The 19,781-nt window shown below is 70.9% G+C and carries 13 protein-coding genes; 6 read left to right on the forward strand and 7 right to left on the reverse strand.

The annotated features are described in order from the left end of the window. From ABZ808_RS28680 to ABZ808_RS28690, 3 genes are all read right to left on the reverse strand, one after another. The coding region (locus tag ABZ808_RS28680) for a C39 family peptidase (protein ID WP_357012435.1) at positions 1-494 on the reverse strand (494 nt) is incomplete at its 3' end. Positions 495-1,120: 626 nt separating this feature from the next. Further along, positions 1,121-1,843: a hypothetical protein gene (locus tag ABZ808_RS28685; RefSeq protein WP_357012437.1), complete on the reverse strand. Its 723-nt coding sequence runs from the start codon at positions 1,841-1,843 to the stop codon at positions 1,121-1,123. 61 nt (positions 1,844-1,904) lie between these two features. Beyond that, complete coding sequence (locus ABZ808_RS28690; RefSeq protein WP_053652542.1) at positions 1,905-2,093, reverse strand: hypothetical protein; 189 nt, start codon at positions 2,091-2,093, stop codon at positions 1,905-1,907. A 19-nt stretch (positions 2,094-2,112) separates the two neighbouring features. Between ABZ808_RS28690 and ABZ808_RS28695 the strand changes: the two genes are divergently transcribed. The 5 genes from ABZ808_RS28695 to pulA all read left to right on the forward strand — a co-directional run bounded on the left by ABZ808_RS28695 (position 2,113) and on the right by pulA (position 10,522). After that, a complete protein-coding gene (locus ABZ808_RS28695; RefSeq protein ID WP_357012438.1) occupies positions 2,113-2,841 on the forward strand; it encodes a hypothetical protein in 729 nt (242 codons plus the stop codon). Positions 2,842-2,878: 37 nt separating this feature from the next. Beyond that, on the forward strand, positions 2,879-3,268 hold the full coding sequence (locus ABZ808_RS28700) for a hypothetical protein (RefSeq protein WP_357012440.1): 390 nt from the start codon (positions 2,879-2,881) through the stop codon (positions 3,266-3,268). Between the two features lie 131 nt (positions 3,269-3,399). Beyond that, a complete protein-coding gene (locus ABZ808_RS28705; RefSeq protein ID WP_357012441.1) occupies positions 3,400-4,068 on the forward strand; it encodes a hypothetical protein in 669 nt (222 codons plus the stop codon). An 88-nt stretch (positions 4,069-4,156) separates the two neighbouring features. Further along, positions 4,157-4,882: a cellulose-binding protein gene (locus ABZ808_RS28710; protein ID WP_357012442.1), complete on the forward strand. Its 726-nt coding sequence runs from the start codon at positions 4,157-4,159 to the stop codon at positions 4,880-4,882. Between the two features lie 144 nt (positions 4,883-5,026). Further along, positions 5,027-10,522 carry a pullulanase-type alpha-1,6-glucosidase gene (gene pulA, locus ABZ808_RS28715; RefSeq protein ID WP_357012443.1) on the forward strand — a complete coding sequence of 1,832 codons (5,496 nt, stop codon included), beginning with the start codon at positions 5,027-5,029 and terminating at the stop codon, positions 10,520-10,522. 70 nt (positions 10,523-10,592) lie between these two features. Here the strand turns inward: pulA and ABZ808_RS28720 are convergent, their stop codons facing one another. From ABZ808_RS28720 to ABZ808_RS28730, 3 genes are all read right to left on the reverse strand, one after another. Beyond that, positions 10,593-12,245 (reverse strand): hypothetical protein, encoded by a 1,653-nt coding sequence (locus ABZ808_RS28720; protein ID WP_357012444.1) that lies wholly within the window; start codon positions 12,243-12,245, stop codon positions 10,593-10,595. Positions 12,246-12,546: 301 nt separating this feature from the next. Continuing rightward, a complete protein-coding gene (locus tag ABZ808_RS28725) occupies positions 12,547-14,247 on the reverse strand; it encodes a right-handed parallel beta-helix repeat-containing protein (RefSeq protein WP_357012445.1) in 1,701 nt (566 codons plus the stop codon). A gap of 372 nt (positions 14,248-14,619) precedes the next feature. Beyond that, the gene (locus ABZ808_RS28730) at positions 14,620-16,101 is read right to left on the reverse strand and encodes an aminopeptidase P family protein (protein ID WP_357012446.1); all 1,482 of its coding nucleotides are present in this window, start codon (positions 16,099-16,101) and stop codon (positions 14,620-14,622) included. Between the two features lie 133 nt (positions 16,102-16,234). On the opposite strand from ABZ808_RS28730, the gene asnB reads away from it, so the two are divergent. Then, positions 16,235-18,196, forward strand: coding sequence for an asparagine synthase (glutamine-hydrolyzing) (gene asnB / locus ABZ808_RS28735; RefSeq protein ID WP_357012447.1), 1,962 nt, complete (start codon positions 16,235-16,237; stop codon positions 18,194-18,196). 78 nt (positions 18,197-18,274) lie between these two features. Here the strand turns inward: asnB and ABZ808_RS28740 are convergent, their stop codons facing one another. Then, positions 18,275-19,414 (reverse strand): lytic polysaccharide monooxygenase, encoded by a 1,140-nt coding sequence (locus ABZ808_RS28740; RefSeq protein WP_357012448.1) that lies wholly within the window; start codon positions 19,412-19,414, stop codon positions 18,275-18,277. Between the last annotated feature and the right edge of the window lie 367 nt (positions 19,415-19,781).

Here is a 19,781-nt window from a genome sequence, read left to right on the forward strand (position 1 = left end):
AAGGAGTGGGTGTTGCCGTTGGTGTCGGTGGTGGTGCCGGCGATGTTGGCGACGACGGCGCGGCCGTCGTCGACGGTCTTGACGACATCGGTGCGCAGCTTGTCGGTCTGCTTGTCGTCTGCCGCGGGGGTGCTGATCTCCACCGAGCGGTAGGCGTCGTTCTTGCCGGTTTCCTTGTTCAGGACGGGGGTGATGTCGTTGATGCTGTTGGTGCCGTTCTCGGTGGTGCCCATTTCCTTGGCCATGGCGTCGACGCTGATGTCCTTGCCCTGTACGGACAGGGCGTTGCGGGCGGCGGCGGGGCCGCAGTAGTAGAAGTTCGGCTGGGCTTCGTAGCGGACGTCGAGTTGACGCTCGCCCTTGCCCTGGGTCTGGGTGGTGGGCTTGGCGTCGGAGGCGGCGTAGGCGGCGGTGACGGGGCCGGCGATGGCGCCGCCGGTGAAGGCGAGGCCGGCAGCGGTCAGGGCGGTCTTACGAATCAGATCGGTACGCATGGTGGCGTGCTCCTCTGCGATTCGGGGGTCCGCGACACCAGCGGGGGCTGGTGCGCTGCGGTGCAAGGGGGGAGTTCGGGGGGATCTCACCGGCGGCCCGGGGGGCCTGCTCGGGTGGTCCAGGGAGATGTAACCGTCGGGGCCGGCGACTCATTCCACCGCGCTCCGGGGGATCTCACCAAGCGGCCTGGGGAGGCTGCTCGGGTGGTCCGGGGGATGTAACCGGGCCGGTCGGGTGGATGTTCCCGGGCGGCCAACGCGGTCGGGCCGGGGCCGCGACTGTCGTGGTTACCCCCTGTACAACCACCCGGCCCGGCCCATCATTCCGCCGCCAGCGTGCCACCGACCACGGGACCCCGACCCCCAAACCCGACAAACCGGCCCGCCGAACCCGGCGCCGGGCGATGATCGACTCCGTATCGCCGATATCGCGGTATCCCAGCGCTCCGACACCCCCACATCCGCGACATGGAGTCGATCAAGCGCTCGCTGTCGGATTGGTGCCGTACGGCGGGTCGCGCACCTCGCGCACCTGGCGAGGGCCTGTCGGTGGCCCCGATCGGGACCCTCGCACGGCGGACGCACCGCGGGCGGACCGCGCGTCGCGGACTCGCCGGACAGGTGGGTCAGTTGTTGGCGAGGAGAGCCAGGACCGCGTCCCGTGCTGCCAGGACGGCCGCCTCGGACTGCGGGGAGTGGTCGAGGATGTCGAAGCTGTGCTGGCCGTCCGGTACGTCGATGACCTGGACCGGGCGGCCGTGGGTGGTGGCCGCGGTGAGGAACGCGTCGATGCCCGCCAGCACCACCGGAATGTCCCGCCCGGCCCGGGTCAGCACCAGTGGGACGGTCGACCCGGCGTCGAGCGCGTCGACGGGCAGGAACCGCGAGTCGATCTCCCAGTCGGGGAAGGGGATGAGCAGCGGGTAGGTCAGCGCGATCCCGCGCAGCCAGGACGGGGCGTCGCGCAGCCAGTCGGACGCCAGCAGGCCGCCCCCGGAGAAGAACCAGAGCACCACCCGGTCGGGGTCGACCCGTGGGTCGGCGCGGACCTGCTCGACCATCGTGGCGATGTCGTCGGCCGTGGCGGGTAGCGCCGACAGTTCGGTCACCTGGTAGCTGAGCAGCGCGGTGACCACGCCGCTCTCGGCGAGCAGCGCGCCGTAGCCGCGGTAGAGCAGCCAGTCGCGGGGGTCGGGCACGCCCGGCGGGAGTGGGGCGCCGTGCACCACCACCACTGCGGGTGCCGGGCCGTCACCGGTGGGCAGGTGCAGGTCGACGTTGCCGTGCCGTTCGACCGGCGCGGCGGGGGTGGACAGGACGAAGGGTCGCTGGGCGACGGGCGTCGTCATGCCCCGAGGGTATCGATCATCCGCCGGCCGGATGGCCCCGCTGCCGGTCCACAGGGGAGCCTCAGGCGGGGTCGACGGGCTTCCCCGCGTCGCTGGCCTGCGCGTGTCGCTCCAGCAGCCGCTGCCGGATCTCCTCCGGGGTGTACGCGCGCCGCCGACGCTCGGCTCGCGCGATGACCACGCCGGAGGCCGCGACCCCGGCGAGACCGGCGAGCCCGAGGACCTTCCACCACCGCATTCGTTGCCGCATCGGCCTAGGCTAGACCCCCATGAGCATCAGCCTGGACGAGGCCGTCGAGTTGACCCGCACCGGAGACGTGTGGGTGTTCCGGGGTCGCAGCGTGCCGGACCGGGCAATTCAGTTCACCACGAACAGCCCGGTCAACCACGTCGGCATGGCGGTGGTGCTGGACGACATGCCGCCGCTGATGTGGCACGCGGAGCTGGGTCGGTCACTGCCGGACCTGTGGTCGGGCGGCCACCAGCGCGGTGTGCAGTTGCACGATCTGCGGGACGCGGTCTGCGTCTGGGCCAACCGGTACGGCCAGCGGGCCTGGTTACGGCAGCTCGACCCCCCGGCGGACGGGGAGATGGAGCGGGCGGTGCTGCGTACCATCGCGCGGTTGGACGGCACGCCGTTCCCGTCGACGGCCCAGTTGGCCTGGCGGTGGGTGCGTGGCCGGGTGCCGGCGCTGCCCCACCCAGGTCGGGCGGTGTCCGAGTTCGCGTCCCGGGCCATCCTGGCCAGGCCAGCCAAGTCGTCCACCCCGGAGTCAGATGCGAACCCAGCGAGCGCCGCGGCGGCCCGGGATCGGGCGCTGGAGACGGCGTACTGCGCCGAGGTGGTGGCGGTGACGTACGAGGCGATGGGTCTGCTGCCCGCTGGCCGGCGTCCGAACTGGTACGACCCGGGGCGGTTCTGGAGTGGGGACGACCTGGGTCTGGCCGCCGGCGCGCGGCTGGGTGCGGAGATCGAGGTCCGGGTTCCGGCGCGCTGAGGTTTGGCCCACCCGGCGGGGGGCAATTGCTGTCGCCGTGAAGGCCTCTACCGATCTCGACACCCTGACCGGCTTCTTCGACCGGTACGGCGTCGCGTTGACCTCCGGTGACCTGCCGGCCCTCGGCGGTTGTTACGCCCTGCCCGGGTTGGTGGTGGCCGACACGTACAGCTTCTCGTTCACCTCGCTGGCGGCGGTCGCGCTGTCCTTCGTGGGCGCCGCACCCGATTACCAGGATCGTGAGCTGATCGCCGCCCACGCTCGGATCGAGGACGTGCAGCCGGTGTCGGCGTCGTTGACCCTGGTGTCGGTGGAGTGGGAGTTCCTGGACAGCCGGGGGCATTCGGTGCCGGGGGAGCGGTACCGCTATCTGTTGCGTACGGCGGCTGAGGGTCCGCTCATCTGCACGGTCATCCGGGCGGCCTGAGCGACGACCGTCCGCCGCGTCGCGCCGTTTTCCGATCGGGGTGGGCCGGTCGGCCCGATCCGTGCCCGCCCGGTTTCCGGTCCGGTCGGCGCTGGCTACGCTGGCGCGTCGGTGGGACGAGGGGAGACCTGATGGCGGTGCGGCCGGACGGTGCGGGGGGTTCGCGAACGGCGCGGGTGCTGGTGTCGGTGCCGTGGGTCGTGGTGCTGCTCGGTGTCTGTGCGCTGGTGGTGCTGTTGGTCATCGCGCTGTTGTCGTTCCGGAGTCGGGAGCGGGAGGGCGCGCCGCAGGCCGCGCCGCCGGTGTTCCTGCCGACGGTGCCCGCTGCGGCGTCGTCGGGGGTGTCGCCGACGCCGGCCGCGGTGCAACGGCGTACGGCGTCGCCGCAGCCGTCGCGCAGCACGCGGACGCCGTCGCCGCGGGCCACCACTGGGTCGCCGCGTCCGGCCACGAGCGCCTCGGCGGTGGCACCGGCGAAGGGGGCTGTCACCGCCCGGTATCAGGTCGGTACGGGCGGCCCGATCGCGGCGGAGGCGGTGCTGTCGGTCCGGAACGAGTCGGATCGGCCGGCGGACTGGCGGGTGGAGTTGACGTTCGCCGATGGCGCGCGGGGCTTGCGGGTCAGTGGCGCCCCGGGGGTTTCGGTGTCGGCGCGGGGTGACGGGGAGTACGTCCTCAGTGGCGGGGCGTCGCTCGGTCCGGGTGACACCAGCACGTTGCGCCTGCGTCTGGGCTGGGGCGGGTCGACGCAGCAGCCGGTCCGCTGCACGGTCAACGGGGTCGCCTGCCGGTTGGGCTGACCGGGCGCCCGTGCGGGGGTGAGCGTTGGCGCTTTCGGGTCGGGCCATCGATCGCTACGCTTCCCGGACGGCTCGCTGAGGGAGGTACATGTCCGGCATGCGTCGCGCCCCACGACCGTCGCGCGGTCCGGTGGCCATCGCGTCGTCGCCCTGGATCGTGGCGTGCGCGGGCCTTGTCGTGATGGTGGTGCTGCTCATCGTGGCCCTGGGCGCGTACCGGGGGCAGAGTCCGATGGACGACGGGGCGCCGCCGGCCACGTTGCCGTTGCCGCAGGTGCCGGGTGCGCCGACCGACTCGACGCAGACACCGCCGTTGTCGAGGTCGTCGTCGCCCGTGATTCCCGGGCTGTCGCCGCGGGCGACCGGGTTGCCGCCGAGCGCCCCGGTCGTGTCGCCGTCGCCGCGAGTCGAGCCGGTGGTGGTGCCGACGTCGGCTCGGCCGCCGACCCGGGCGCCGCAACAGGCGCCCCCGCCACCCCCGCCACCACCGCAGCGGCAGCCGGCGGTGAGTGGGCGTTACCGGGTCGTGCAGAGGTTCGACGGGGGCTTCATCGGCGAGGTGTTGATCGTCAACGCGTCGCGGGTGGACCGGGGCTGGACGGTGCGGATCCACTTCGGCGGGGGGCGACTGGTGACCAGTTGGGTGGAGGGCGCGCCACAGGGGAGGGTGCGGCAGTTCGACGGCGGCTTCACGTACACCAGTGGGGTGTCCGTGCCGGCCGGCAGGTCGGTGCCGTTGCGGTTCCACCTGGAGTGGGCGCCGACCACGCCGCGCGGCTGCACGGTCGACGGGGTGCGCTGCGGCGGTTTCTGATCGGACGGTCGCCGGTGGGCGGCCCGGTCGCTGCGTGGTGCTTCCGCAAGGACGTTGCTCGGTTACGACTTTGTTTGCAATCTATTGCAGATTGTTTCGGCAAGGGTTAGCGTGCGGCCAATCACGACCAAAGGAAGGCCGTCGATGAAACCCCCGCCGCTTCCGCGTACCGCCCTGCTCGCCCTCACCTGCCTGCTCACCCTGACGCTCGTCGGCACTCCGGTCGCCGCGCATCCCGCCGCCGCGGCCCCCCGGCCCTCCGGTGACGCCTCCCTCGCCGTCGGCGGCACCGCCCAGTGGCGCGCCGAGCCCACCGCCGAGGCGCTGCTGAAGGCGGGCGACAACACCGCGCGTGCCGAGCAGTTCTACTTCGTCCTGCCGGACCGGTTCGCCAACGGGGACCGGCGCAACGACCGGGGTGGCCTCACCGGCGACCGGCTGCGCACCGGCCTCGACCCGACCGACAAGGGCTTCTACCACGGCGGTGACCTCAAGGGCGTCATCGACAAGCTGGACTACATCCAGGGGATGGGCACCACCGCGATCTGGCTCGCCCCGATCTTCAAGAACCGGCCCGTGCAGGGCAGAGGCGACGACATCTCGGCCGGCTACCACGGCTACTGGATCACCGACTTCACCCAGGTGGACCCGCACTTCGGCACCATGGAGGAGATGAAGCGGCTGGTCAAGCTCGCCCACCAGCGCGGCATCAAGGTCTACCTCGATGTGATCGTCAACCACACCGCTGACGTCATCAAGTACGCCGAGGACAGGTACGCCTACGTCGACAAGGCCACCTCGCCGTACACCGACGCGCAGGGGCGGGCCTTCGAGGACCGCAACTACGCCGACGGCAGCCGCGCCTTCCCGTCGGTGAACCGGGAGTCGTTCCCGTACACGCCGACGTTCGACGAGCCGGGGGACGCCAGGGTCAAGGTGCCGGCCTGGCTGAACGACGTCACGATGTACCACAACCGTGGTGACTCGACCTTCGCCGGGGAGAACAGCGAGTACGGCGACTTCTTCGGCCTCGACGATCTGTGGACCGAGCGGCCCGAGGTGGTCCGGGGTCTGACCAAGGCGTACGGGGACTGGATCGGCGCGACAGGTGTCGACGGGTTCCGGTTGGACACCGTCAAGCACGTCAACATGGACTTCTGGCCGCAGTTCAGCCAGGGCATCCAGCGGGCCGCCGAGAAGGCCGGCAAGAAGGACTTCTTCATGTTCGGCGAGGTCTACAGCGCCGACCCGCAGATCAGCTCCAGCTATGTCCGGCAGGGTGGCCTGCCAGCGACCCTCGACTTCGCCTTCCAGGAGGCCGCGCGGGGGTACACCGCCGGCGCCGGTTCGGCGAAGGCGCTGGCCGACGTGTACGCCCGCGACGACCTCTACGCCGCCCGGGACACCGACGCCCGCCGGTCGACCACGTTCCTCGGCAACCACGACATGGGCCGGATCGGCTCGTTCATCGCCGGCGGTGGCACCGACCCGGCGACCCATCTGCGCCGCGACCAACTCGCCCACCAGTTGATGTTCCTCACCCGCGGCCAGCCGGTGATCTACTCCGGTGACGAGCAGGGCTTCACCGGCCCCGGCGGGGACAAGGACGCCCGGCAGGACATGTTCGCATCGATGGTCCCCGACTATCTCGACGACGACCTGCTCGGCACCGACCGCACCCACGCCAGCGACCAGTTCGACACCGGCCACCCGCTGTACCGGACCATCGCCGAGCTGGGCCGGCTGCGCAAGGCACACCCCGCCCTGCGCGACGGCATCCAGGTCACCCGGTACGCCGCCGACGGCCCCGGTGTGTTCGCCGCCTCCCGGATCACCCCGGCCGACCGTACCGAGTACATCGTGGCGGTGAACAACGCCGACTCCGCGCAGACTGTCACCGTGGACACCTGGTCGGCCGGCGCGACGTTCACCGGCATCTACGGCGGCTCGGGCACCGTGCGGGCCGGCGCCGACGGCAAGGTGAGCGTGACCGTCCCGCCGCTGTCGGCGGTGGCGTACCGGGCCGGCACGCCCGTCGCGCAGCCGACCGGCAAGCCGACCGTCACCATCACCACGCCGGCCCCCGCCGCGCCGGTGGCCACCCGGGCCGCGGTCACCGCCACGGTGACCGGCGACCCGCTCGCGACCGTCACCGTCGCGGCCCGGGTCGCGGGCGGCCGGTGGACGCTGCTGGGCAGCGCCAGCCACGCGCCGTACACCGTGCACCACGACCTGACCGGCCTGGCTGGCGGCACCCGGGTCGAGTACAAGGCGGTGGTCCGCGACGGCCGGGGCCGCACCGCCACCGCCCGGTCCACCGCCATCGTGGGCACCCCCGAGCAGGGCGGGTCCCGGGAGTGGGCGGTGGTGCACTACCAGCGCCCCGCCGGCGGGTACGACGACTGGGCGCTGTACGCCTGGGGTGACATCGACCCGGCGTACGTCACCGAGTGGCCGAAGGGACAGCCGTTCGCCGGGGAGGACTCCTACGGCCGGTTCGCCTGGGTGAAGCTCAAGCCGGGCGCGACGTCGGTGGGCTTCGTGGTGGTCGACTCCGACGGCACGAAGGACGTCGCCCAGGACCGCACGATCGATGTCACCCAGACCGGGGAGGTGTGGCTCAAGCAGGGTGACCCGGCGATCTACCCGAGTCGGCAGGCGGCCACCGGGCAACCCGACCCGCCGGTCGAGGAGGGCACCGCGGTGATCCACTACCGGCGGGCCGACGGCAACTACGCCGGCTGGGGCCTGCACCTGTGGGACGGCGCGGCCAATCCGACCGACTGGTCCACCCCGCTCGCGCCGACCTCGACCGACGCGTTCGGCGCGGTGTTCCGGGTGCCGCTGGCTGCCGGGGCCACCGGGCTGAACTACATCATCCACCGGGGCGACACCAAGGACCTGCCCGACGACCAGCGGCTCGACTTCGCCAGCGCGGGCCGGGAGGTGTGGCTGCTCGCCGCCACCCCGGGCCGGCTGCTGCCGACGACCGCGACCAGCGTGGGCGGGGACACCGACATCAGCAAGCAGAAGGCGCACTGGATCGACCGGTCCACCATCGTCTGGCAGACCCCGCCCACCGACGGCAGGACGTACGCGCTGGTGGCCGCGCCCGCCGGCGGGGTGAGCGTCGTCGAGGGGGAGCTGACCGGGACGTACACCACGCTGCCGTTGCGGGCGCAGCGCAACGGGCTCACCGAGGCCCAGCGCGCGGCGTTCCCGCACCTGTGGTCGTACCGCAGCTTCACGCTGGACCGGGCGGACCTGGCCAAGGTGCCGGCGGCGCTGCGTGGGCAGGTGCTGGTCACCGAGCGCGACGCGGAGGGTGCCCTCCTCGCGGCGACCGGCGTGCAGATCCCCGGTGTGCTCGACGACGTGTACGCCGGTGCCACCGGCGCCACCCTCGGGCCGACCTTCGCGGGCCGGACGCCGAGCCTCGCGCTGTGGGCGCCGACCGCGCGGACCGTGGCGCTGCAACTGTTCGACTCGCCCACCGCGCAGCCGACGACGGTGCCGATGCGCCGCGACGACCGCACGGGCGTCTGGTCGGCGCGCGGCAGCCAGGCCTGGACGGGGAAGTACTACCGCTACCAGGTGCAGGCGTGGCAGCCGGCGGCGCAGCGGATGGTCACCGCGTCGGTGACCGACCCGTACTCGGTGGCCCTCGCCGCGGATTCCACCCACAGCCAGCTGGTCGACCTGAGCGACCCGGCGCTGGCACCGGCGGGCTGGCGGACGTTGCGCAAGCCGGCCGCCGTGCCGGCGTCGCGGGCGCAGATCTCGGAGCTGTCGGTGCGGGACTTCTCGATCGCCGACGAGACCGTGCCGGCGCAGCGGCGGGGCACCTTCCTCGCCTTCACCGACCCGAAGACCGCCGGCATGACCCACCTGCGGGCGCTGGGCGACGCCGGGGTCACCCACCTGCACCTGCTGCCGGCGTTCGACTTCGCGACCATCCCCGAGAAGCGGGCCGACCAGCGTCAGCCGGCCTGTGACCTGGCGGCGCTGCCACCGGACTCCGCCCAGCAGCAGACGTGCGTGGCGGCGGTCGCCGCGTCCGACGGCTACAACTGGGGCTACGACCCGCTGCACTACACCGTGCCGGAGGGCGGGTACGCCGTCGATCCGGCCGGCGCGGCCCGGACCACCGAGTTCCGTCGCATGGTGGCCGGGGTGAACGGCGCCGGCCTGCGGGTGGTCATGGACGTGGTCTACAACCACACCTCGGCGGCCGGGGCTGACGACAAGTCGGTGCTGGACCAGATCGTGCCCGGCTACTACCAGCGGCTGCTGGAGGACGGCACGGTGGCCAACTCCACCTGCTGCGCCAACACCGCGCCCGAGCACGCCATGATGGGCAAGCTGGTGGTCGACTCGCTGGTCACCTGGGCCAAGCAGTACAAGGTGGACGGTTTCCGGTTCGACCTGATGGGTCACCACCCGAAGGCGAACATCCTGGCCGCCCGCGCGGCGCTGGACCGGCTGACCGTCGCCCGCGACGGGGTGGACGGCAAGGCGATCATGCTCTACGGCGAGGGCTGGAACTTCGGCGAGGTCGCCGACGACGCCCGGTTCGTGCAGGCCACCCAGGCCAACATGGCCGGCACCGGCATCGGCACCTTCAACGACCGGCTGCGGGACGCGGTGCGCGGCGGCGGGCCGTTCGACGCCAACCCTCGTGCGCAGGGCTTCGCGTCAGGGCTCTACACCGACCCCAACGGCGACCCCGTCAACGGATCGGCGGCCGAGCAGAAGGCCCGCCTGCTGCACGCCCACGACCTCATCAAGGTGGGTCTCACCGGCAACCTACGCGGATACCGGTTCACCGACTCGACCGGACGCACGGTCACCGGCGCGCAGGTGGACTACAACGGCTCGCCGGCCGGTTACACCGCCGCGCCGGGGGAGGCCGTCACCTACGTCGACGCGCACGACAACGAGATCCTGTACGACGCGCTGGCGTACAAGCTGCCGCAGGCCACCAGCGCGGTGGACCGCTCCCGGATGCAGGTGCTGGCGCTGGGCACGGTGGTGCTGAGCCAGGGCACCGGGTTCGTCACCACCGGCACCGAGCGGCTGCGGTCGAAGTCGCTGGACCGCAACTCGTACAACTCCGGTGACTGGTTCAACCAGATCCGCTGGGGCTGCGAGCGGGGCAACGGGTTCGGTGCCGGCCTGCCACCGGCGCAGGACAACGAGGACAAGTGGTCGTACGCGAAGCCGCTGCTCGCGGACCCGGCGCTGGTGCCGGACTGCGCGGCGATCAACACCACCGACGCCCGGTACGCCGAGCTGCTGCGCGTCAGGGCGTCGTCGCCGGTGTTCGGTCTGCGGACGGCCGAGCAGGTGCAGCAACGGGTGGCGTTCCCGCTCTCCGGCGAGACGGAGACGCCGGGTGTGCTGACCATGACCCTGGACGCCCGTGGCCTGGGTGGGGCCTGGAAGTCGGTGACCGTGGTCTTCAACGGCACCCCGGAGACGGCGAAGCAGACCGTGACCGGTCTGCGCGGTGCGAACGTGGCGCTGCACCCGGTGCTGGTGACCTCGGCCGACCCGGTGCTGCGTACGGCGTCGTTCGACCGGGCGGCCGGCACCTTCACCGTGCCGGCGCGCAGCGTGGCGGTGTTCGTCCAGACGTGACGCGGGTCGGCCCCCTTCCGCGTGGTGCGGAAGGGGGCCGACCTGTCGTGCTGTGGTCACCCGAGGGTGATCAGGCGAAGCAGTTCTCGATGGTGCCGCCCGGGATGGCCAGGCAGTTCGTCGGACGGTTCGCGGTGATCGCGGACTTGTTGTCCACGTTCACCTCGCCGAAGAAGCTGAAGACACCGCCCGGAGCGAAGGTGGAGAAGTTGTGCGCGACCTTCGTCTTCGACAGGTTGACCTCGCCGAAGATGTTGAAGATGCCGCCGCCGACCCCGATCAGGCCCTTGGCCTGGTTGCCGACGACCTCGCTGTCGCGCAGGGTGGTGACGCTGCCGACGTTGAAGACCCCGCCGCCGAAGAACCCGGCGGTGTTGTCCTTGATGGCGCTGCGCTCGACGGTGACCGCGCTGTCGAAGGCGATGGCCAGGCCACCACCGACGCCAGCGGTGCTGTTCTTCTCCACGGTGACCCCGTGCAGGTTCAGCTGGCTGTCCGCCGCCGCCAGACCGCCACCGGCGAGGAGCGCGGCGTTCGAGACGAACTTCGTCTCGTACGCGGTGGTGTTGCCCTCGATGTCGAGCAGGCCGCCGCCGAAGCCCAGCGTCTCGTTGTCGCTGATCTCGGCCTTCTTCAGCTCGACGGTCCCGCCGTCGATGTCGTCCTTGAAGATCCGCGCGGCACCGTTGGAGATACCGCCACCACCGATGATGGCGGTGTTGTCCTTGATCTTCGACTCCTCGACCTTGAGCACGCCGGCGTTGAAGACACCGCCGCCGAAGAAGAAGGCGGTGTTACGGGCCACGGTGCTGTGCCAGATCTTCGTGGTGCCGAAGTTGGCCACACCACCGCCGTTGCCGCCGGACTGGTTGAGGACGACCTCGGACTCGAGGATCTCGGCGGTGCCGCCCGGCTGGACCAGGATGCCGGCGCCGTCGGTGTCGCCCGGCTCCTCGACGAGCGGCGTGACGACACCCGCCTGAGTCTTCGGCGCGGCCTTGGGAGCGGCCTTCGGGGCCGCCTTCAGGCCCGCCTTCGGGTTGGCCTGCCGCGCGGTGAGCGCCTGCTCCAGCGGTACGCCGGCCTTCACCTGCGCCGCGATGGCCTCGGAGTCCGAGTAGGACGCCCAGACGGCGGCCGGCTCGAGGGCCTCGTACCGTTCGAGGGTCTGGCCGCCCTTGATGGTCAGGCCCTTGATGGTGAGGTGCCCACCGCTGCCGACGTTGAGGATCCGGAAGTAGTCGGCCGTGGCGTCGCGGACGATCGAGGTGTGCTCGCCCTTCAGCGTGATCCGCTCGGTGATCACCGGAAGGCCGTTGCCCTCGTAGTCGTTGCGGGTCAGGTTGTAGGTGCAGCCCTTGGCCAGATCCAGCACACCGCCGTGCTTGCTGTTGGCGAAGACGATCGCCTGGATCAGCTTGTCGGTGTCGCAGGGCACCTCCTTCCCGCGCTCGTGGTCCTTGTCCCGGTCCTTGCCCTTGTCCTTGTCCCGGTCCTTGTCCCAGTCGCGCCCGTGGTCGCCGCCCTGGTCGCTGCCATCCCTGCTGACCTGCGCGGTGTTCCAGCTCAGGCCGCTGACCGCACCGGCGCTGCCCGCGACGCCCACCGCCGCGAGACTGATCACGCCCGTCAAACCGGCCACGCCACCGGCGAGCCAGAGCTTGCGGCGGCGCTTGGCCGTCGCCTGCCCGGAGGCTTCGTTGTTCGTTAGGTAGTTGGACATCGGAGCTCTCTGCCCTCTCCTCGTACCAGACAGGGTCGCCACCCTCAAAGCGGACGTCCCCTGCTACAAATCGGTTGTAGCTCCCAAAACCACCGTATGAGAATGTTCCTCGCCTCGCGGGCGTATCCGAAACAACCCCACATTTGGTTCGCGTTCCGTCCGGACCGGCCGCGAGGCCCCGGGCGGGCACGCGCCCCCCAAGCCCGGCCGTCGGGCCGTGAGCAGCCCAAATGGGTACGCCCCTCCGTGCCGGTGGTCGGCTCGGAGGGGCGCGCCCTCTATGTGGTTCAGCCCCGCCCGGTCAGGCGAAGCAGTCCGGAACGTTGACGCAGTTGGTGGGGCGGTTGGCGGTCACCGCGGACTTGTCGTCCAGCGTCACGGTGCTGCCCAGCTGGTTGAAGATCCCGCCGGGCGGGAGGGTGGCGAAGTTGTGCGCCACAGTCGTCCGGCTCAGGGAGACCTCGCCCCTGTCGGTGTTGTAGATGCCGCCGCCGCGAGCGAACGGACCGAAGGCCCGGTTGCCCACCACCTCGCTGTCGCGCAGGGTGGTGACGCTGTCCTCGTTGAAGAGGCCGGCGCCGAAGAATCCGGCGGTGTTGTCCTTGATCGCGCTGTTCTCCACGGTCGCGGTGCTGTCGAAGGCCACGGCCACACCGCCACCCACACCAGCGGTGCTGTTCTTGGCCACCGTGGCGTGCTTGAGGGTGAGCTGGCTGTCGGCCACCGCGACGCCGCCGCCGGCGAGAAGCGCGGCGTTGTCATTGACCGTCGTGTCGTGCAGGGTCGTGGTGCCCCCGACGTCCAGGACGCCGCCGCCGAAGCCGAGCGTCTTGTTGTCGGTGATCTCGCTCTTGTAGACCCAGACGGAACCGCCGTCGACGTCCTTGGTGAAGATCCCGGCCGCGCCGTTGGCGATGCCGCCACCGCCGATGATCGCGGTGTTGTCCTTGACCTTCGACTCGTCGACCTGGAGCACACCGGCGTTGAAGATGCCGCCGCCGTGCAGGAACGCGGTGTTGTGCGCCACGGTGCTCTTGCTGAGCTTGGCGGCGCCGAAGTTGGCCAACCCGCCGCCGTTGCCGCCGGCCTGGTTGTAGAGCAGTTCGCTGTCCAGGATCTCCGCTCGACCACCGGGCTGCACCAGCACCCCGGCGCCGTCGTTGAACCCGGGCTCCTCCACCAACGGGGTCACGGTCGGCGCCGCTGCCACCGTGGCGGGCTTGGCCGCCTCCGCGGCCGCGGCCGGCTTGGCCTCTGCCGTCGCCGGCTTGGCCGCCGTCGTCGCCGCTGCCGGCTTGGCCTCCGTCGCCGCCGCCGCCGCTGCCGGCTTGGCCTCTGCCGCTGCCGGCTTGGCTGCCGCGCCCGGTGCGGTTGCGGCGGCCGCTGCCGGCTTGGCCGCCACTGTGCTGCGGACCGAGGCCGAGTACGGCGCCCAGACCGTCGCCGGTTCCAGCGTCATCGCCCGCTGGATGGTCTGCCCGCCCTTGATGCTCAGGCCCTTGAGGGTGAGGTGCCCACCCGGGCCGACGTTGAGGATGCGGAAGTAGTCGGCGGTGGCATCGCGACCGATGGTCGTGTGGTCGCCCTTGAGCGTGATGGCCTGGGTGATCACCGGAAGGCCGTTGCCCTCGTAGTCGTTGCGGGTCAGGTTGTAGGTGCAGCCCTTGGCCAGTTCCAGCGTGCCGCCGTGCTGGCTGTTGGCGAAGACGATCGCCTGGATCAGCTTGTCGGAGTCGCAGGGCACCTGGCTCGTGCGCTCCTTGTCGTCGCGCTTGCCGTCCCGGGCGGACCGGTCGTCGGAGCCGCTCCAGCCGTCGCCGCTCCACTCGTCGTCCTGGCCGCCGCTCTCCTTGGCGCCGTCGGCCTTCTCGCCAGCGTCGCTGACAGGCTGCTGGTTGGTCGACGACTGCGCGTCGGACACGCGGTCGGAGCTGGGCTTGTCGTCCCGGGCGGCCACGCCGCCGAGGGCCGCCAGGCCCACGACGCCGGTCAGCCCGGCCACGCCGGCGACCCAGAGCGCTCGCCGTCGTCGTGTCGGCGGAGCTGTCGAGGCCCCGCCGTCGGTACTCGTTACCTCGTTGGACATCAGAGCCTTCCGCCCTTTCCTGCTATCAGACGGGGTCGCACCGCCCGAGGCGCCACGACCAGCTACAAATCGGTTGCAGCCTCTGATCCCCACCGTATGAGAACCATCTTCGCGATGCGGACTTATCTGAGAAACCCACGCATTCGCCTCAGGGCAGGGCAGGTGTGTCGGCCCGGTAGGAATGGCGTGGCCAGCACAAACACCGACGGACCCCGACGCCGGGCGCGCGGACGTCGAAACGTCGCGGCCCGGCGGCGAGGTCCGCCGTCGGTGTCGTGCGGTGCTGCGTCAGCCAGGCAGGCGCGGGCCCGCCTCACGCTGCTCGGCCAGCCACGTCTCCACCTCGTCGGCCGTACGCGGCAGGCCGGCCGACAGGTTCACCGCGCCGGTCGCGGTGACCAGCACGTCGTCCTCGATGCGGACGCCGACGCCGCGCAGCTCGGCGGGGACCAGCTCGTCCTCCGGCTGGAAGTACAGCCCCGGCTCGACGGTGAGCACGTAGCCCTCGCCCAGGGCGCCGTCGCGGTAGCTCTCCTTACGGGCGTTCGAGCAGTCGTGCACGTCGATGCCGAGCATGTGGCCGAAACCGTGCAGCGTCCACCGGCGGTAGACCGAGGACTTCTCGTCCATGGCCTCGTCCACGCTCACCGGCAGCAGACCCAGGTCGGACAGACCCTCGGCGAGCACCCGCATGCAGGTCAGGTGGACGTCCTTGAACTTCACGCCGGGCCGGATCGCGTCGATGCCGGCCTGCTGGGAGGCGTACACGATGTCGTAGACCTGGCGTTGCAGGGCGGTGAACCGGCCGCTCACCGGCACCACCCGCGTCACGTCGGCGGTGTAGAGGTTGCGCCCTTCGACGCCCATGTCCATCAGCAGCAGGTCACCCGGACGGGTGGCGCCGTGGTTGTGCACCCAGTGCAGGATCGTGGCGTGCTCGCCGGCGCCGACGATCGAGCTGTACCCGACGTCGTTGCCGTCGTGCCGGGCCCGCAGCGCGAAGATCCCCTCCAGCAGCCGCTCCGAGACGGCGCGGTCCGCCGGCAGGATGCGGGCCACGTCCTCGAAGCCGCGCACGGTGGCGTCGATGGCGTCCTGGAGCTGGCCGATCTCCCACTCGTCCTTGACCAGCTTCTGCTCCGAGATGGCGATTGCCAGCTCCCGGTCGCGCGGCGGCTGCCCCTCGACACGGACCCCGTCGTACGGGTGGACTGCCGCGTCCACCTCGGCGTCGAACCCGCGCAGCACCCGGGTGCGACCGGGCGCCAGGTCGGCCAGCGCGGCCTCCAGACCGGTCAGGTCGGCGGTGGGCAGGCCCAGCTCGGTGGACTTCTCGCTGAGCGTGTGCCGCCGGCCCACCCACAGCTCGCCGTGCCGGCTGCGGAAGAACTCGTCGGTCTCCCGCGAGGAGCGGGGCCGCATGTACAGCGTGGCGTCGTGCCCCGAGCCGTTCGGGCGCAGCACCAGCACGCTGTCCGGGTCGTGGTCACCGGTCAGGTAGGCGAAGTCGCTGCCCGGCCGGAACGGGTAGCCGGTGTCGTTGGCCCGGACCTTCTCGGGGCCGGTCGGGATCACCAGCGTCTCGCCGGGGAAGGCCGCCGAGAGAGCGGCACGCCGCTTCGCGTAGTTGGGGGCCTCCGGTCGGGGCGTCACCGGCAGTTCGGTGTCCTGCCAGCCCTGCCGCATGAAGGACAGGAACGCCTCCGGGAAGTCCGGATCGTGCGATTCCGTACCGTCTGTCGGCGTACCGTCGGTGCGTCCCTCGGTCATTGCCCCGCTCCCTCCGCGTCATTGCTGGTCCCGACGGTACCGCGCACCCGGTTCGCGTTGGAGCCCCCCGGGAGCGCTCCGGATCGACGGACGGCTGCGACGGGCCGGGGGACCGCGTGGGAAGATGACCACCATGTGCGGACTTCTGGCCTTCTTCAGCGCGAACGGCAACGCCGCCGCGCACCGCGACCACATCGCCGGAGCGTTGGAATGCCTGCACCACCGCGGCCCCGACGAGACAGGGGTCGAGGTGGTCGGCGACGCCTCCGGCCGGTACGCGGACGGAGTGTTCGCCCACAAGCGGCTCGCCATCATCGACGTCGCGTCGAGTCACGAGCCACTGCCCTACGCGAACGGCCGTTACCTGCTCACCTTCAACGGTGAGATCTACAACTACATCGAGCTGCGCGAGGAGTTGATCAGGAACTTCGGGGCGCAGTTCGCCACCGCCGGTGACGGCGAGGTGATCGTGGCGGGCTACCACTTCTGGGGCGAGCAGGTGCTCACCCGGCTGCGCGGCATGTTCGCCTTCGTCATCTGGGACCGGCAGGAGCGGCGCGCGTTCGGTGCCCGCGACTACTTCGGCATCAAGCCCCTGCACTACCTGGAGACCGCCGACGGGCTCTACCTGGCATCGGAGAAGAAGGCGCTGTTGCCGTTCGCGCACAGCAGCTACCAGGGCGACGCGGGTGTCGACGCGGCCAACCTCAGCCACTACCTGACCCTGCAGTACGTCCCCGAGCCCGGCACCCTGCACAAGGGCATCAACCGGATCGGCTCCGGCGAGTACCTGACCTGGACGCCGGGCGCGCGGATCGACGTACGCCGGTGGTACCGGCCGGTGTTCCGGCCCGCGCCGGTCGACGACGAGCAGAAGCTCTACCACGAGATCCGGGAGACACTGCGCGAGAGCGTGCGTATGCACATGCGCTCCGACGTGCCGGTCGGCTCGTTCCTGTCCAGCGGCATCGACTCCACGGCGGTGGTCGCGCTGGCCCGGGAGTTCAACCCGAACATCCTCACCTTCACGGTCGGTTACGACGTACCGGGATATTCGGAGATCGACGTCGCGCAGGAGTCGGCCCGGCACCTGGACGTCACCACCATCCCCACCAAGATCGGTCCGCAGGACATGATCGACGCGCTGCCGAAGATCGTCTGGCACCTGGACGACCCGGTGGCGGACCCGGCGCTGGTGCCGCTCTACTTCGTGGCGAAGAAGGCCGCCGAGCACGTCACGGTGGTGCTCTCCGGTGAGGGCGCCGACGAGTTCTTCGGGGGTTACACGATCTACCGCGAGCCGCTGTCGCTCGGCACCGTCAACGGCCTGCCCGGCGGCGTGCAGAAGGGCCTGCGTGCCGTCTCCAAGGCGATCCCGCAGGGGGTCAAGGGCAAGAGCTTCCTGGAGCGCGGCACCACCCCGATCGAGGAGCGCTACTACGGCAACGCCCGGATGTTCACCGAGGAGGAGAAGCAGCACCTGCTGCGTCGCTACGACCCCTCGGTGCGCTACACCGACGTGACCGCGCCGATCTACGCCGAGTGCACCGAGCTGGACGACGTCACCAAGATGCAGTACGTCGACCTCTACACCTGGCTGCGCGGGGACATCCTGGTCAAGGCCGACCGGATCTCGATGTCGCACTCGCTGGAGGTGCGGGTGCCGTTCCTCGACCGTGAGGTCTTCGACGTCGCGGCGAAGATCCCGGTGGACCTCAAGCTGCCGCCGCGCTCGGACGCCACCAAGTACGCGATGCGTCAGGCGTTGCAGGGTGTCGTCCCGCCGGCCATCGTCAACCGCAAGAAGCTGGGCTTCCCGACCCCCACCCGGGTCTGGCTGCGCGGCGAGATGTACGAGTGGGCGCGGCACGTGTTGAGCACCTCGGGCGCGGGTGACCTGCTCGACCTGTCGTACGCGTTGCGGCTGCTCGACGAGCACAAGCGGGAGGAGGCCGACCACTCCCGCAAGGTGTGGACGGTGTTGATCTTCTGCATCTGGCACGCGATCTTCGTGGCCAAGACTCTCGACCCGGGCATCCAGCGCAACCAGTCGGCCCTGCTCACCAAGCCCGTCGTCGGGTCCATGGTGCGCTGACCCGACCCCTGTCGACCAAGAGGTTTGCGCCAGCCGGAGGAGTTCCGGTGACGCAAACCTCTTGGTCGTTTCAGGGGGTCAGCGGCCTGAGCAGCTGACCGTCGGTAGGCCGTTGGTGCCGCTGGTGCTGGCCAGGAAGCCGAAGGTCGTGGTGCCCTCCGGTGCGATCGTGCCGTTGTACGCGACGTTCGTGGCCGTCACCGACGAGCCGGACGAGGTCTGTGTGGCACCCCAGATCTGGCTGATGGACTGCCCGTTGGGCCAGGTCCAGCTCGCGGTCCAGCCGTTGTACGCCCTACTGCTGTGGTTCATGATCATGACTTCGCCCTGGAAGCCGCCCTGCCAGGCGCTGACGACCTTGTAGACCGCCATGCAGTCACCGCCGGTCGGCGGCGGGGTGGTCGGCGGGGCGGTCGTCGGCGGGGCGGTGGTCGGCGGGGCGGTCGTCGGCGGGGCAGTGGTCGGCGGGGCGGTGGTCGGCGGGGCGGTGGTCGGGGGCGGCGTGCCGCCCGGGCCCACACCGGTCACCTGACCGTTGCCACCGTCGAAGGTCACGTCGGAGCAGCCGAAGAAGTTCTCCTGCGAATCCGAGCGCACCCAGCGGGAGTAGATGAGGTGCCGGCCGCTCTTACCCGACGGCAGGTTGCCGCTGAAGTAGTAGTGCCCGTCGTTGGTGCCGACGTTGCCGCGCTGCGGCGGGTTGGTCACCGTGAGGAACGGCTGCTCCTCCAGGTCACTCCAGGCCAGCGCCCGGGTCGGGCTCCAGCTGTTCTTCGTCACGTAGAAGTAGAAGGTGCCCGGGTGGTGCGCCCAGTTGCTGTACCGGAAGTCCATCCGCGCACCGGCCGTCAGGTGGGTCAACGGCCAGTCGGTGCGGGCCAGGTCGTAACCCCGGTAACCGGAGTTGCCACCACTGCACAGCTGCCCGTCCGGGATGAAGCCGGTGGTCCGACCGCCGGCGTCCGAGCGAAGCACGCTGAACCAGTTGTAGAGCGAGTTGGCCCCGCTCTGCGCCACGGCTGCGGAGCACGCGGGGTTGTTCGGCCTGATCTCACCGGTCTGGCTGAGGCCGTCCTGCCAGCACAGGAAGGTGCGGCTGCCCGGGGTCATGGCCGCGCCGTGCGCGGCGGCTGGCTCCGGAGTGGACGCCAGGGCGACGGCGCCCAGCGCGAGGGTCACGGCCGCGGTGAGCAACGCGGCCGTACGGGAACGGTTCACGGGTTCTCCTTGCTCGCGAGGCGTGCCGCCCGAGCCGCCCCGCCGCAATCGGGTGGGATGTGGCCTGGTCGCATCGCTGCGCTGATGCGCCGATGCGACGTTCGCGGTGATGGCGATGCGCCCGGCGCAGGGATCGGCCGGCGGACACGCGCCATCAACGGTCCTGTTCTGGGACCGGTGCCCTCGCGTCACACAACCCGGCAAGCGGCGGTGCGACAGCCCTTCGCACCGCTCGGTACGCGTCATCCCATCACGCCACCCGGCCGCCATGCAATAGCCGATCCTCGATGCGCCAAACAGTGGGCACGCAGAGCCGCGACGGCTCATCCTCCGGCCCCGCCGACACCACCCCCATATAGTGATGATT

This window comes from Micromonospora sp. NPDC047527 (assembly GCF_040643015.1).
Lineage (GTDB): Bacteria > Actinomycetota > Actinomycetes > Mycobacteriales > Micromonosporaceae > Micromonospora.